12 protein-coding genes are annotated in these 14535 nt (G+C 72.5%); 7 read left to right on the forward strand and 5 right to left on the reverse strand.

From position 1 onward, the window contains the following. Nucleotides 1–99: 99 nt before the first annotated feature. Both B079_RS0113185 and B079_RS0113190 read right to left on the reverse strand, forming a co-directional pair. Complete coding sequence (locus tag B079_RS0113185; RefSeq protein ID WP_234016786.1) at nt 100–861, reverse strand: IclR family transcriptional regulator; 762 nt, start codon at nt 859–861, stop codon at nt 100–102. Between the two features lie 91 nt (nt 862–952). Then, nucleotides 953–2278 carry an MFS transporter gene (locus tag B079_RS0113190; RefSeq protein ID WP_051095082.1) on the reverse strand — a complete coding sequence of 442 codons (1326 nt, stop codon included), beginning with the start codon at nt 2276–2278 and terminating at the stop codon, nt 953–955. 74 nt (nt 2279–2352) lie between these two features. On the opposite strand from B079_RS0113190, the gene B079_RS0113195 reads away from it, so the two are divergent. The 6 genes from B079_RS0113195 to B079_RS0113220 all read left to right on the forward strand — a co-directional run bounded on the left by B079_RS0113195 (nt 2353) and on the right by B079_RS0113220 (nt 10276). Then, a complete protein-coding gene (locus B079_RS0113195; RefSeq protein WP_234016787.1) occupies nt 2353–3303 on the forward strand; it encodes a 2-hydroxyacid dehydrogenase in 951 nt (316 codons plus the stop codon). A 313-nt stretch (nt 3304–3616) separates the two neighbouring features. Beyond that, nucleotides 3617–5854, forward strand: coding sequence for a catalase (locus tag B079_RS0113200; RefSeq protein ID WP_018546283.1), 2238 nt, complete (start codon nt 3617–3619; stop codon nt 5852–5854). Nucleotides 5855–5953: 99 nt separating this feature from the next. Beyond that, nucleotides 5954–6925 (forward strand): LLM class F420-dependent oxidoreductase, encoded by a 972-nt coding sequence (locus B079_RS0113205; RefSeq protein ID WP_018546284.1) that lies wholly within the window; start codon nt 5954–5956, stop codon nt 6923–6925. Between the two features lie 140 nt (nt 6926–7065). Next, entirely contained in the window at nt 7066–7566 is a 501-nt protein-coding gene (locus B079_RS0113210; RefSeq protein ID WP_018546285.1) for an SRPBCC family protein, read from the forward strand. After that, nucleotides 7559–9166: a phytoene desaturase family protein gene (locus B079_RS0113215; protein ID WP_018546286.1), complete on the forward strand. Its 1608-nt coding sequence runs from the start codon at nt 7559–7561 to the stop codon at nt 9164–9166. Before B079_RS0113210 ends, B079_RS0113215 begins: the two co-directional genes overlap by 8 nt. 129 nt (nt 9167–9295) lie before the next feature. Beyond that, the gene (locus tag B079_RS0113220; protein WP_018546287.1) at nt 9296–10276 is read left to right on the forward strand and encodes a Dyp-type peroxidase; all 981 of its coding nucleotides are present in this window, start codon (nt 9296–9298) and stop codon (nt 10274–10276) included. Here B079_RS0113220 and B079_RS0113225 read toward each other — a convergent pair. Next, complete coding sequence (locus tag B079_RS0113225) at nt 10257–11213, reverse strand: EamA family transporter (RefSeq protein WP_037801491.1); 957 nt, start codon at nt 11211–11213, stop codon at nt 10257–10259. The two genes, B079_RS0113220 and B079_RS0113225, sit on opposite strands and share 20 nt — an antisense overlap. Before the next feature lie 39 nt (nt 11214–11252). Here B079_RS0113225 and B079_RS0113230 point away from each other — a divergent pair, with 39 nt between their 5' ends. Next, on the forward strand, nt 11253–11765 hold the full coding sequence (locus tag B079_RS0113230; protein WP_018546289.1) for a MarR family winged helix-turn-helix transcriptional regulator: 513 nt from the start codon (nt 11253–11255) through the stop codon (nt 11763–11765). A 2-nt stretch (nt 11766–11767) separates the two neighbouring features. On the opposite strand, the gene B079_RS0113235 is transcribed toward B079_RS0113230, so the two are convergent. Together B079_RS0113235 and B079_RS33265 are read right to left on the reverse strand one after the other, a co-directional pair. Next, entirely contained in the window at nt 11768–12895 is a 1128-nt protein-coding gene (locus B079_RS0113235) for a WxL protein peptidoglycan domain-containing protein (protein WP_018546290.1), read from the reverse strand. A 142-nt stretch (nt 12896–13037) separates the two neighbouring features. After that, nucleotides 13038–14465 carry an HtaA domain-containing protein gene (locus B079_RS33265; protein WP_018546291.1) on the reverse strand — a complete coding sequence of 476 codons (1428 nt, stop codon included), beginning with the start codon at nt 14463–14465 and terminating at the stop codon, nt 13038–13040. Nucleotides 14466–14535: the final 70 nt, after the last annotated feature.

Genomic DNA, 14535 nt, shown 5'->3' on the forward strand with positions numbered 1-14535 from the left:
CGTGGGCGCCGGTCCCGGCCGTGACGAAGGCCCCCGCCTCGTGCGGGGGCCTTCGTGCGTCCGGGGTCCTGCGGGCCAGGGTGCCTGCGGTCGAGGCGGTCAGGGGGACATGCGGGCGGCGATGTCCTCGGCGCACTCCGTCAAGGCCGTTGCCTGGGCGCGCAGTTGGTCGGCCTCGGTGAGGATGACGGTGGCGGCGAGGGAGACGGCGAGCAGCGGGCCGCGCCGGGACGTGCCGGGCAGCGCGGCGGCCAGCGAGCGGACGCCGATCTCGTTCTCCTCGTCCACCTCGGCCCAGCCCCGCTCGCGCACGCGGTCGAGTTCGGCGCGCAGCAGCTCGGGGTCGGTGACGGTGCGGGGGGTGACGGGCGCGAGCGGTCCCTCGAGCAGTTCCTCGCGTTCGGCCTCGGGGAGCTGGGCGACCAGCGCCTTGCCGAGCGAAGTGGCGTGCCAGGGGTTGCGGGTGCCCTCGGCGCTGCGCAGCTGGAGGTGCTGGGTGCCCTGGACGGTGAGGACGAGCAGCACGTCGGCGCCGTCGAGGACGCCCGCGATGACGGGGAGTCCGGTACGGGCGGCCAGGCGCCCCATGGGTCCTGCGGCGGCCGAGTATCCGGCGGCCGAGCGCTGGAAGCCCCGGGAGAGTTCGAGGACGCGGGAGCCGAGCGCGTAGCGGCGGGCGTCCTCGTCGTAGGTGGCGAAGCGTTCCTCCACCAGGCGCCCGAGGATGCGGTGGGCGCTGCTGACGGGGAGCCGGGCGGCACGGGCGGCGGCGCTCACACCGAGTCCCGCCGGGTGCTCGGCGAGCACGCTCAGCAGGCGCAGCCCCCGGCCCAGCATGTCGTCGCCGGATGGTGTGGTCACCGTGTGGTCCTCCGTGGTGGGGCGGTTCTCTGGTGCGAGGCGGCTCTCGGGGCGGCGGCCGGAGCGGATGGTCCGGCCGCCGCTTGGATGATCACCGTACCGGGGCGGGCCGGGCGGCGGTCTTCGGCTCGGGCACGGCGAGGGTGAGGCCCGCCGCGATCAGGGAGCAGACGGCCATCAGGACGAAGGCGCCCGCGTCACCGAGCTGGGTGCCGCGCACCCAGCCGACCAGATAGGTCCCGGCGAAGGAGCCGAGCGCGCCGAAGGAGTTGACCAGGGCGACGGCGGCGCCCGCGACCCCGGGCGGGGCGAGCGTGGAGACGAGGGCGAAGTAGGGGCCGTAGGGGGCGTAGAGGCACAGGCCCGCGACGACGAGCAGGGTGAGGGCCAGGGGGAAGTTGCCGCCCGCCGCGTAGGAGGCGAGCAGGGCGAGGCCGCCGCCCGCGAGCCAGGGCCAGACGGCGGCGCGGCGGCGTCCGCTGCGGTCGGAGAGCCGGGAGTTGAAGAGCATCGCGACCGCCGCGCAGGCGTAGGGGATGGCGGTGAGCAGCCCGGTGGCGCCGATGCCCTCGCCGGAGCCCTTCTTGATGATGGCGGGCAGCCAGAAGACGAAGCCGTACATGCCGAAGGACCAGAAGAAGTACTGGGCGGCCATGAGGAGGACGCGGGGCGAGCGCGCGACGCTCGTGTACTGCTCGCGCAGCGTCCCGGCGACGGGCTGGGCGGTGGCCCGCTGGTCGGCCAAGTCGGCTTCGAGGTAACGGAGTTCAGCCTCGGGGAGCTTCGCCTGCTCGGGGTGGTCCTTGATGAGCCACAGGCAGGCCAGGCCCCACAGGATCGAGGGAATCCCCTCGGCGACGAACATGACCCGCCAGTCGGAGACCGACACCAGCCAGCCGGAGACGGCGGACAGCCACATCACGGTGACCGGATTGCCCAGGATGAGAACGGTGTTGGCGCGTCCGCGCTCGCCGCGCGTGAACCAGCGGCTGAGCAGCATCACCATCGACGGCAGCACCGCGCCCTCGACCACCCCGAGCGCGAAACGCACCGCGATCAGCTGCGCCGGGCTGCTCAACAGGCCCTGGATCACGGCGAGTACGCCCCAGGTCACGGTGGACCAGGCGACCAGTCGGCGGGCGCTGCGCTGCTCGGCGTAGATCGTGCCGGGTATCTGGAAGAAGAAGTAGCCGAGGAAGAAGGACGCGGCGATCAAGGAGTCGGTGCCTGCCGACAGATGCAGCTCGTCCGCCATGCCGCCCGCCGAGGCGATCGCGTAGTTCGACTTGTCGAGGTAGGCGAGCAAGTACGTGACGAAGGCGACCGGCATCAGATACCGGGCGCGCGCCGAACGCCAGAACCCGGTGGGCGCCGCCTCGGGCACCGCGGTCTCGGTGGCAGGTGACGTCGCTGTCATTCCTGACCCCCTGTTTTCCGTGAGGTGGAAAATGTTTCACTGGACGGGAAGAACCGTACGAGAAGGAGATCCCGTTGACCAGAGCTGTGCACGACTCCGCCCCCGACGTGCTTCTCCCCTGGCCCGGCCTGGACCGCGCTCACGGCGCCTGGCCCGAGGGCGTGCGGGTGCACGTCTGGGACGGGGTGACGCCGGACAGCGAGCCGGACGCCGACACGCTCGCTCGCGTCGGTCTGTGGGTCATGCCGTACGCGGTTCCCGACGCCGTACGGCTGCTGCCCCGGCTGACCGGGCTCAAGGCGGTGCAATCGCTGAGCGCGGGCGTCGAGAAGCTGCTCCCGCTGCTGCCGCCCGGTGTCGAGCTGCACAACGGGCGCGGGCTGCACGACGCCTCCACCGCCGAGCACGCGCTCGGGCTGATCCTCGCCGCGCAGCGCGACCTGCCGCAGTGGGTCGCCGACCAGGCGGCCGGACGCTGGGAGCCGCACTTCACCCGCTCCCTGGCGGACGCGCGGGTCACGATCGTCGGCTACGGCTCGATCGGCGCCGCTCTGGAGCAGCGGCTGCTGGCCTGCGAGGCCCAGGTCACCCGGGTCGCGCGGCGGGCGCGCCCGGAGCAGGACGTGCACCCGGTCCCGGAGCTGCCCGAACTGCTCCGCAGCACCGACATCGTCGTCCTGGTGCTGCCCGAAACCCCGGAGACGGAGGGGCTGTTGGGCGCGAAGGAGCTGGCCGCGCTGCCCGACGGGGCGCTGGTCGTCAACGTGGGGCGCGGACGCACGCTGGACACCGAGGCGCTGCTCGCGGAGACCGCCGGGGGCAGGCTGCGCGCGGCGCTGGACGTGACCGACCCGGAGCCGCTGCCCGCCGCCCACCCGCTGCGCCACGACCCGGGTGTGCTGATCACCCCGCATGTCGGGGGCGGTTCCGCCGCGTTCCGGCCGCGCGCCGAGCGGCTGATCGTGGAGCAGGTGCGCCGCTTCGCGGAGGGCCTGCCGCTGCTCAACCCCTTCGCGCGCGGCTGACGCGCCGTGCCGCGCGGCTGACGCCCGGCGTGCCGTGGCCCGTGCGACACGGGCCACGGCGTGCGCGCTCCCGGAATCGGGCGCGGGCGTGTGTGGGCGCCGGTCAGCTGGAAACCCGTAGGGGACGGCGGGAGCGGGCGCCGTGTGCGCACCGCTCACCGGCTTGACGGCATACGCGATCCTGTCGACGGGTGCGGCCCACCCCTGTGGCTCCCCGCCGACGGCGCGTGAACGGACTGAACGGACGCTTCACGACGCGGACGCTTCACGACGCGGACGCTTCACGACGCGGACGACGATCTGGGAGGCCGCGATGCAGGACCGGAACGACCAGCGGAACGACGGGCAGGAGAGCGGCGCTTCGAAGACGCCGCGGGAGCGGTCCCCCGAGTCCGTCGCCGATGTGCTGAGCGGACCGGGGGTGGACCGTCCCTCGTTCGCCGAGCCCACCGAGCCCACCGGACCGCCCCCTGCCCAGCCCGACCAGTCCGCTCCCGCCACGGTCGGTCCCACCGGCCGCCCGAGCGGCGCCGAGCGGGACCTCAGGGAGCAGGACGGCGCGTGGCTGACCACGGCCCAGGGCAATCGGCTGTACGACACCGATCACTCGCTGAAGGCGGGCGCGCGCGGCCCGGTGCTGCTCCAGGACCACCATCTGCGGGAGAAGATCACCCACTTCGACCATGAGCGGATCCCGGAACGTGTGGTGCACGCACGGGGTGCCGCAGCCCATGGTGTGTTCCAGGCCTATGGAAACGCCTCCGGGGTGACCCGGGCCGCCTTCCTCCAGGAGGGCGCCGAGACACCGGTGTTCGTGCGCTTCTCGACCGTGCTCGGCTCGCGCGGCTCGGCCGACACGGTGCGCGACACCCGCGGGTTCGCCACGAAGTTCTACACCAGCGAGGGCACGTTCGACCTGGTGGGCAACGACATCCCGGTGTTCTTCATCCAGGACGCGATCAAGTTCCCGGACGTGATCCACGCGGGCAAGCCGCAGCCGGACCGGGAGATCCCGCAGGCGCAGAGCGCCCACGACACCTTCTGGGACTTCGTCACCCTGCACACCGAGGCCACCCACCACACGATCTGGAACATGTCCGACCGGGGGCTGCCCAGGTCGCTGCGGACGATGGAGGGCTTCGGCATCCACACCTTCCGGCTGGTGAACGCCGACGGCGAGAGCACGCTCGTCAAGTTCCACTGGAAGCCCAAGCTCGGCGTGCACTCCCTGGTGTGGGAGGAGGCGCAGCTCATCTGCGGCATGGACCCGGACTTCCACCGGCGCGATCTGGCCGACGCCATCGAGGCGGGCGCGTATCCGCAGTGGGAGCTGGGCATCCAGACCTTCCCGGACACGCCCGACCAGACCTTCGACGGCATCGACCTGCTGGATCCGACGAACCTGGTGCCCGAGGAGCTGGCGCCCGTGCAGCCGATCGGGCTGCTCACCCTGAACGCCAACCCGGTCAACTACTTCGCCGAGACGGAGCAGGTCGCCTTCCACCCCGGGCATCTGGTGCCGGGCATCGACGTGACCGACGATCCGCTGCTGGCCGGGCGGCTGTTCTCCTATCTGGACACCCAGATCAGCCGCCTGGGCGGCCCCAACTTCGCGCAGATCCCGGTCAACCGGACCGAGGCGCCGGTCAACGACATGCTGCGCGACGGGATGCACCAGACCGCCGTGCACACGGGCGTGGCCGCCTACCGGCCCAACTCCCTGGACGGCGGCTGCCCGTTCCTGGCCGGACAGGCGCAGCACGCCTATGGGGAGACCCCGGTGACCGTGCCGGAGGGGCAGAAGGTGCGCGAGGCGCCGGAGACGTTCGCGGACCACTTCAGCCAGGCCCGCCGGTTCTGGCTGAGCATGAGCCCGGTCGAGAAGGAGCACATCGTCGCGGCGTACACCTTCGAGCTGGGCAAGTGCTACGAGAAGACCATCAAGGAGCGCGGCCTCCAGGTCCTCGCCAACATCGACCCGGAGCTGTGCGCGGGCGTCGCGGAGGGTCTGGGGCTGCCCGCCCCGGAGCCGACGGTGCCGCTGGCCGACGTGGCGCCCTCGCCCGCGCTGTCGCAGGTGGGGCGGGTCTGGCCGGTGGCGGGGCGGGTCATCGGGATCGTCGCCGGTGCCGGATCCGACCTGGACGCGGTGCGCGCGGTGCAGAAGGCGGCCCTGGCGGTGGACGTCGTCCCGCTGGTCGTCGCCCCGACCGGCGGCGAGCTGCCCGCCGACGGCGATCCGCTGACCGTGCAGCGCTCGTACGCCACGACGCGCTCGACCGAGTTCGACGCCGTGCTGCTGGCCGGGCCCGCGCCGGGCGGCGACGGCGGCGGCACCGACCCGCGTGTGGCCGTCCTGCTGGACGAGGCGTTCCGGCACGGCAAGGCGCTGGGCGGCTGGAACGGCGCCGAGGAGACCCTGCGCGCGGCGGGCGTTCCGCTGGACGCGCCCGGCGTGGTGACCGGCGAGAACGCGGTCGACGTACTGGAACAGGTGCTGACGCTGCTGGGCGGTCACCGGGTCTGGGAGCGGTTCACGCCCCGGGCGTGAGAGCGTCCCCCGCCGGAGCGGACCGAGGCGGAGCGGGCCGGGCCGATCCGGCCCGCTCCGGCCTGTTTTCCCGGAGCGAGGGCGGGGACTCGGGGACCTATGGTGCGAATCGGATACACGATGATGACCGAACAGGCCGGACCCCGGGAGCTGGTGGACCATGTGGTCCGCGCCGAGGAGGCGGGGTTCGACTTCTCCGTCACCTCCGACCACTACTTCCCCTGGCTGCGCGCGCAGGGCCACTCCCCCTACGCGTGGACGGTGCTCGGCGCGGCGGCCCAGGCGACCTCGCGGATCCCGCTGATGACGTACGTGACCTGTCCGACGGTCCGCTACCACCCGGTGGTCGTGGCGCAGAAGGCGGCCACGCTGCAACTCCTTGCCGAAGGCCGGTTCCGGCTGGGGCTCGGCGCGGGTGAGAACCTCAACGAGCATGTGACCGGCGGTGGTTGGCCCGCCGTGGACGTGCGGCACGAGATGCTGGAAGAGGCGGTGGACGTCATCCACGCGCTCTTCGAGGGCGGCCATGTCACCTACCACGGCACCTACTTCGACGTGGAGTCGGCGCGGCTGTGGGACCTGCCGGAGGTGACGCCGCCCATCGGCATCGCCGTCTCCGGCGAGCAGTCCTGCACGCTGGCCGGGCACCTCGGTGACCTCGTCATCGCCACGGAGCCGAAGAAGGAACTGCTGGACGCCTTCGACCGGCACGGCGGCGCGGGCAAGCCCCGCGTCGGGCAGCTCCCGGTGAGCTACGGCCCCGACCGCGAGGCGGCGATCGACCGGGCGCACGACCAGTTCCGCTGGTTCGGGCTCGGCTGGAAGGTCAACTCCGAGCTGCCGCACCCGGACTCCTTCGCCTCGGCGACCCGGTTCGTGACCCGGGAGGACGTCGCCGCGTCGATTCCGTGCGGCGACGACCCGGAGGCGTTCGTCGAGGCGGTACGACCGTACGTGGAAGCCGGGTTCACGGAGGTCGCCCTGGTGCAGATCGGCGGCGAGACCCAGCCGGACTTCATCGACTGGTCGCGCAAGACGCTGCTGTCCGCGCTGCGCGAGGCCTTCGGCTGAACCGTACGGCCCCGGGGCCCACGGTGTATGAGCCGGCGGCATGTGGGCCGTACCCATGGTGTGAGCCCGCGGTGTGTGAGCCGTACCCATGGGGTTACTCGGGTGGCCGGGAAAGCAGCGCCGTCCGCGAGGAGAAGACCGTGGCGATCCGGTACCAGCTCATCGAACGCGCGCCGGCCGATGTGTGGAGCGTGCTGGCGAACCCCTACCGCTACGCGGACTGGGTCGTCGGCACCGCCGAGACCGCTCCCCGCGAGGGCGACTGGCCCGAACTCGGCTCGTCCCTCTCGTACACGATCCCGCTCGGCCCCAGGACGGCCCGTGGGTACACGGTGGTGCGCCGCTACGATCCGCCGGAGCATCTGGAGCTGGAGGCGCGCAGCACGCTCGGCAGTGCGCGGATCGCCTTCGAGATCCGGCCCTGGGGCGAGAACACGCTCGTCATCGTGGACGAGCATCCGCTGAGCGGTCTGGGCGACCGGCTGCACAACACCCTTCTCGACGCGATGATCCAGCTGCGCCACCGGGGCATGCTCGCGCGGCTGGCCCGGGTGGTGGAGGAGACGCATCCGAGGACGCCGCCCGGGCGGACCGCGCCGTCCGCGCGGACCTCGGCGAGCGGGGAGACCGGTCATGACTGACGCGGTGGTGATCGGGTCGGGGCCCAACGGCCTGGTGGCGGCGAACATCCTCGCCGACCACGGCTGGAGCGTGACCGTGCTGGAGGCGGCGGACACGCCCGGCGGCGCGGTGCGCAGCGACCACGGGGTCCACCCCGACTTCGTCAACGACCTCTTCAGCTCCTTCTACCCGCTGGCCGCCGCCTCCCCGGTCGTCCAGGGGCTGCGGCTGGAGGAGGAGGGGCTGCGCTGGTCCCACGCGCCCGCCGTGCTGGCCCATCCGCTGCCCGACGGACGCTGCGCGGTCCTGGACCGCGACCGGCAGGCCACCGCCGCCAACCTGGACAGCTTCGCGGACGGCGACGGCCGGTCCTGGCAGGAGTTGTGCGCAACCTGGGACCGGGCGGGCAAGGACCTGCTCGGCGCCATCTTCGCGACCATGCCCCCGGTGAAACCGCTGGTCGCGCTGGGGCTGCGGATGCGGGCCCACGGCACCCTGCAGCTCGCGCGGAACATGCTGCTGCCCGTGCGCCGCTTCGGCGAGGAGGAGTTCGACAGCGAGGCCGCGCGCCTGCTGGTCGCGGGGACCGCCCTGCACGCCGACCTCGGCCCGGAGTCGGCGGGCGGCGGGGGCTTCGGCTGGATCATGACCATGCTCGGGCAGACGTACGGCTTCCCGGTGCCGGTCGGCGGCGCGGGCGCCCTGACCCGTGCGCTCCAGAGCAGGCTGGAGCGCCGGGGCGGCACCGTCCGCTGCGGCACCCGGGTGACCCGGGTGGTCGTCGACGGCGGCCGGGCCCTCGGGGTGCGGACGGCCGACGGCGACGCGCTCCCGGCCCGCCGGGCCGTCCTCGCCGACGTGTCGGCCCCCGAGCTGTACGGCGCTCTCGTGGCGCCTGAGCACCTGCCGGAGCGGGTCCGCTCGGACATGGAGCGGTTCCAGTGGGACTTCGCCACCTTCAAGGTGGACTGGGCGCTCAGCGGCCCGATCCCGTGGAAGGCCGAGGAGGCGGGCCGGGCGGGGACCGTGCACATCGCCGACAGCGTGGACGACCTGACCCGGTTCGCCGCGCAGATCGCCATGCGGCTCGTCCCGGACCGGCCCTTCCTGCTGCTCGGCCAGATGACCACCGCCGACCCCACCCGCTCGCCCGCGGGCACCGAGTCCGCCTGGGCGTACACCCATCTGCCCCGGGACATCAAGGGCGACGCGGTGGCGGGCGGCCCGCTCGACGGGACCTGGGACCGGGCGCAGTGCGAGGTCATGGCGGACCGCATCGAGCAGCGCCTCGAGGAGTACGCGCCGGGCTTCCGGGACCGCGTCCTGAACCGGCGCATCCTGGCGCCGCCCGCGCTCCAGGCGGCCGACGCCAATCTGAACGAGGGCGCGCTGAACGCCGGGACCACCAATCTGCACCAGCAGGCGGTCTTCCGCCCGATCCCGGGCGCCGGCCGCCCCGAGACGCCGGTACGGGGCCTGTATCTGGCCTCGGCCTCCGCGCCTCCCGGCGGCGGGGTGCACGGTGCGCCCGGCGCCAACGCGGCGCAGGCCGCCCTCGGCGCGCGCCGTCCCTTCGTGTGGACCGCGGCCGCGCTGCACCGCGCCCTTCAGGGGCGGTGACGGCCGGGAGGTGGCGAAGCGCCCTCGGGTGGCCGATGCTGGTCTGGCCGGACCGCCCCGTCACCAACGGCGTCGGGGTGACCACGAACAGCACCGTGACCGACGCACGACGCTCACCGGGAGAGGCCCATGGACTCCGCCTCGCAGAACGCGCGATCCGCCGCCGCCAAGCACGCCCTCGACACCGAGCCGCAGTACATCGACGCACCGCTCACCGCGGCGGCCGCGTTCCTGGTCCTGACGATCAACTCCGGCGAGCAGGCGATGGACAAGGCGCGCTCCGTGGTCGCGAGCACGGACGACCTCGTCAAGGACATCCGTATCCAGCAGGTCAATTCCTCGGTCTTCACCTGCAATGTCGGCATCTCCCACCACGCCTGGGAACCGCTGACCAAAAAGCCGCTGCCGAAGGAACTCAAGCCGTTCCAGGAGATCCGGGGCGCGCAGCACACGGCCGTCGCCACCGAAGGCGACTTGCTGTACCACATTCGCTGCGACTCGGTCGATCTCATCATCGAATTCGAGAAGATCCTCCTGGAGGCGTTCGGCGATTCGGTGACGGCCGTGGACGACGTCACCGGTTTCCGTTACTACAACGGCCGGGACCTTCTCGAATTCGTCGACGGCACGGCCAACCCCGACGGCCTGGACCTGCCGGAGGCCACCCTCGTCGGTGACGAGGACGCGCCCTACGCGGGCGGCAGTTACGTGGTCATCCAGAAGTATCTGCACAACCTGACCGCCTGGCGGTCGCAGACCACGGAGACCCAGGAAGCCGTCATCGGGCGCACCAAGTTCGACAACATCGAGCTGCCGGACGCGACGGAGGGCCAGAAGTCGCACAAGACCCTGTGCACCATCCAGGACGCCGAGGGCGAACACGACATCCTGCGCGACAACATGCCCTTCGCCAATCCCGGGCGGGGCGAGTACGGCACGTATTTCATCGGATACTCGCGACACCTGTGGGTCACCGAGAAAATGCTGGAGCGCATGTTCATCGGAGACCCGCCGCCGCTGCACGACCGCATTCTGGACTATTCGCGGGCCGTGACCGGCGTGACGTTCTTCGTCCCGGCCCGTAAATTCCTCAGCGATCTGGACGGCTGAGCCGCCGGGGGCGCCGCAGACTCCGTCCGGCGGGGCGGGACTTCGGCGCCCGGAGCAGCGCGGAGACGCGGGACCTGGGCGCCCGGTCCGTCGCACGGGAGGGGCGGCCGAGCAGCACTCCGGCCAGGACCAGCGCAAGGCCGCCCCACTGTCGTACGGTCAGCGCCTCGGCGGCGAGCACCGTGCCGAGCAGCACCCCCGCGACGGGGTTGAGCAGGCCCACCAGGCCGACCGTGCCCGCGGGCAGGTGCCGCAGTCCGGTGAACCAGGCGACGCAGGCCAGGGCGGTGGCGATCAGGGCGACATAGCCGAAGGCGAGCAGCGCCGGGACCGGGAGGGCGGGCGGTGGTCCCTCCACGAGGGCGGCGGCCGGGAGCAGCAGCAGCCCTCCGGCGGTGAGCTGCCAGGCGGTCGAGGCGAGGACGTCGGCGCCGGTGCCCCACCGCTTGGCCAGGATGTAGCCGAGGGACGACACCAGCAGGGCGGCGACGGAGGCCGCGACTCCGGGCAGGCTCACGGCCTCGGCGCCGGTGAGCAGCAGGAGGCACACCCCGGCGAGCCCGGTCAGGGCACCGGCCAGATGGGCACCCCGGGGCCGCTCCCCCACCAGGAGCCAGGCGATCAGCATCATCGTCAGGGGCGACACCGCCATGACGGTGGAAGCGACGCTCGTGGGCAGGAGTTGGGCGGCGACGTAGACGAGCACGAAGAACACGCTCACGTTGAGCAGGCCGAGGACGGCCGAGCGCCACCACCAGACGCCGTGCGGTCGCTTGCGGGCGAGGGCCAGCAGGACAAGACCGGCCGGGAGCGCCCGCAGCGCGGCCCCGTACAGCGGGCGGTCCGGCGGCAGGAACTCGTGCGTGACGAAGTAGTTGGTCCCCCATGCCACCGGCGCGACCGCCGTCAGTGCCACCCAGCGCCCATTAGCTTCCATGGAAGCCAATATAACTTCCCGGGAAGCTAAAGTGGAGGCATGGACAATCGGCACCCCGTGGACCGCGTGGCCCACATCCAGGAGGAGTGGCGCCGCGAGCGCCCCGACCTCGACGTCTCCCCGCAGGGCGTGATCGGCCGACTGCACCGGCTGGCGAACCGGCTCACCGAGGAACTGTGTCTGGTGTACCGCCACTACGGCCTCGGCGAGGGCGAGTTCGACGTGCTGTGCGCGCTGCGCCGCGCCGGTGCGCCCTACGAGCGGGCGCCCGGCGAGCTGGCCGCGCACACCATGGTGACCACGGGCGCGATGACGAAGCGGATCGACCGCCTGGAGCGGGCCGGACTCGTCACCCGGCGCCGCTCGGGCGACGACCAGCGCGGCCGGATCGTCGCCCTCACGGAGCCCGGACGCAAGCTGATCGACGAGGCGTTCACCGACCACATGCGCAACGAGCGCCAGCTGGTGGACCTGTTGAGCCCCGCCGAGGCCGAAGCGCTCGAAACCCTGCTGGGGACGTGGCTGTTGCGGCTGGACGAGCCGCGCGGCTGACCTCAGTCGCGCGAGGGGTCCGGCGCGGGATCGGGCGCGGGGTCCGGCGCGGGGTCCGGTGACGCGCCCTGCGGCGCGGCCTCTCGTGCGGTGTCCAGCGCCTTGGCCACGGCCGCGGAGACGGCCTGTTCCACCGTGCGCTTGCGGCGCCTGCGCAGGAGCACGTACCCGACCGCGAGGACGACGAGGGCGGCGAGCACGAGGAGTTGACCCCACGGCCACGCCCATACGGACCGGCTCGCGCTCGCCGGGGCGGCCCGCACCGGACCGCCTTCGCCGTCGGAGGCGACCGGCTCCAGGACCAGCCCGGCGTCCAGCCGGACGGCGGGCCAGACGCCCTGGACGGTGACGGTACGCGTCAGCGAGTCGCCGGGCAGGATCTCCGGCAGGTCACCGAGGGGCGCGCGCTGCTTGATCAGCCCGAACAACCCTTGGGACTGGACGATTTGACGGACTTTCAGCCGCACATTGCCCGTGTTGGTGACGGTGTAGGTGAGCCGCAGGCTGCCACCGCCGAGCGGGTCGAAGGTGCCGTCGTAGTCGGCGTGCAGCCGGCTCACCGCGAGGGCGGGCTTGAGCGGCCCGCTGACATGCAGATAGAGCCGCGCGCCGAGCCTGCGGTCGAGCCGTACGGTCCCGTCCTCGGACTTGGTGATCAGCGAGGTCACCACCCCGCCGGAGTGGTCGCCCGGGGTCGCGTCGGCGGGCACCTCGAGCGTGAAGGGCACGGTCGCGGACTGCTGGCTCTTCAGCCTGAGCGTGGTCGACTTCATGGTGATCCAGGAGCCGACGTCACGGGGCTTCTTGTCCCCGGCCAGCAGGTCGATGCCGCCGCTGGGCGTGGTGAACGCGTCGCTGGCGTAGACGCGGAGCCGGATCGTGCTGTCGCTGCGGTTCACCACGGAGAGGGCGTCGGTGACGCGGGAGCCGGGGGTGAGGGTGTAGACGAAGCGGCTGCGGCCCTTGCCGACGGGGGTGTCGGCGGGCGCCGCTCCCCAGGAGATCGAGCCGGGCGAACTCGATGGTGTGGCCCAGGAGTTGGTCGCCGTGCCCAGTAGGGCCGTGAGCGCCGTCAGCACGGCGGCGAGGAGGTGGAGCGGTGAGAGGGGTGGGGCGGATCTTCGGTTCATGGTTCTCTCCGTCGTCGAACGGCCGGCCGCGCCGTGGGGGGTGAGCCGGGTCCGGCCGCTCGCGACGTTGGTGCCGACCCGGCACGGGCGCCGTCTCTCAAGTCGGTTGCCCGTGCCGGGTGTGGTGCGGGTGTTACGGGTGTCAGCTGAGCGCGGTCAGCGTGAGGGTGGTGGTGTAGGTGCCGGACTCGGTGGTGGTGGGCAGCCGCAGGTCGAGCGCGGCACCGAGGGTCGCGGTGCCCTTGGCGTGCCCGGCGTCGGCGGAGCCGAGGACGGCGGACCCGGTCAGACCGGCGCCGCTGTCGATGCCCGAGGCCACGGCGGCACCGGCGTGCGCCCCGGCGCCCCCGGTGACCACCGAGGGGGTCCAGCCGAGGTACTTGCCGGACAGGCCGCCGGTGAAGTCGCCGGTCTGGCCGGAGACCGACCAGGCGGGGGCTCCGGCGCGGGTGTCGGTCACCTTGACCGGCTTCAGGTCACCGGTGGACTGGAGGTACGCGCCCTTGTTCACCGCGTCGGTCAGGGTCACGGCGTGGTCGCTGCCGTCGATGGTCCAGGTGAACTCACCGGCCTGCTCCGGCACGGTGGCCGTGATGGTCTGCTCCCCTTCCGAGGCCGCCGGGCCGTCACCGCCGTCGCCGTCGCCCCCGGCGGCAGCGGTGTACGCGACGCTCAGCGGCGTGGCGGGCTTGGCCGCGTCACGGGCTCCGCCGGAGGTGAACCAGTACGAGGACTGCCCCGTCAACTGCTGGAAGTCCACGAAGCTCTGCGGGAACGCACCCCAATACGCCTCGTTGGAGGCCGACTTGGCGGGCTGACCGGTCGTCCCGGAAGGAACCGACACCGACACGCCCAGGTAGTCCGGCGTCACCGTGAAGCCCGACTCCCCCAGCTCGACATGGCTCAGGTTGGCCAGGGTCACGGTCGTCGCGGGCAGCGGCACCCACTTGCCGGGGTCGTTCATGTCCGCGCCGTAGCCCGTCGCGGTCGCCGTCAACGTGCCCGTACCGTCGGCCTTCACCGTCAGTGTGGGGTCCGTGGCGGACCAGTAGGTCAGACCACCGTAGAAGACGGAGGTGAAGGAACCCTCCCAGTGGATCGTCGCCGTACCGGCCGAACGGTCCACCGTGCCGGTCCCGTTGTGGAACACCACCCGGTTCCGGGTCAGCGAGCTGGTCGAACCGGCGGACACGGCGGCGCCGTTGGGGTCCTGGCACTTCGTCGCCCAGGTCGGCTCCGACCACGCTCCGGCACTGTCCGGCTTCTCCACCGAGACGTCACCGTCGTGGGTCGCGTAGAACCCGTCCGACTGCGTCCACAGACGACTCGACCCGGTGTCCCCCGCCTTTCCGGCGGACAGGAAGTTGCACCCTCCGAAGAACGCGCCACCCCCCTGCTCACCGCTCAGACCCCACGCGAACGACGCGCCCGACACCTGCACGGAGGCGGCGGAGGCCGAGCCGGTGCCCGCGATCAGGCCGGACACGGCCAGGGCGCCGACGACCACGCCCGTGAGGGTGCGGCGGGTGTTCGCTCTCGCGCCGGTCCGGCGCGCAGTGATTCGATACATTTGCTTCTTCTCTCCCGTAGAGAAATCAGGTGGGACACGCGGTGTCCCACCGGTCGAGGGGCCGGGCGGG

It is taken from the genome of Streptomyces sp. LaPpAH-108 (genome assembly GCF_000373625.1).
GTDB lineage: Bacteria > Actinomycetota > Actinomycetes > Streptomycetales > Streptomycetaceae > Streptomyces.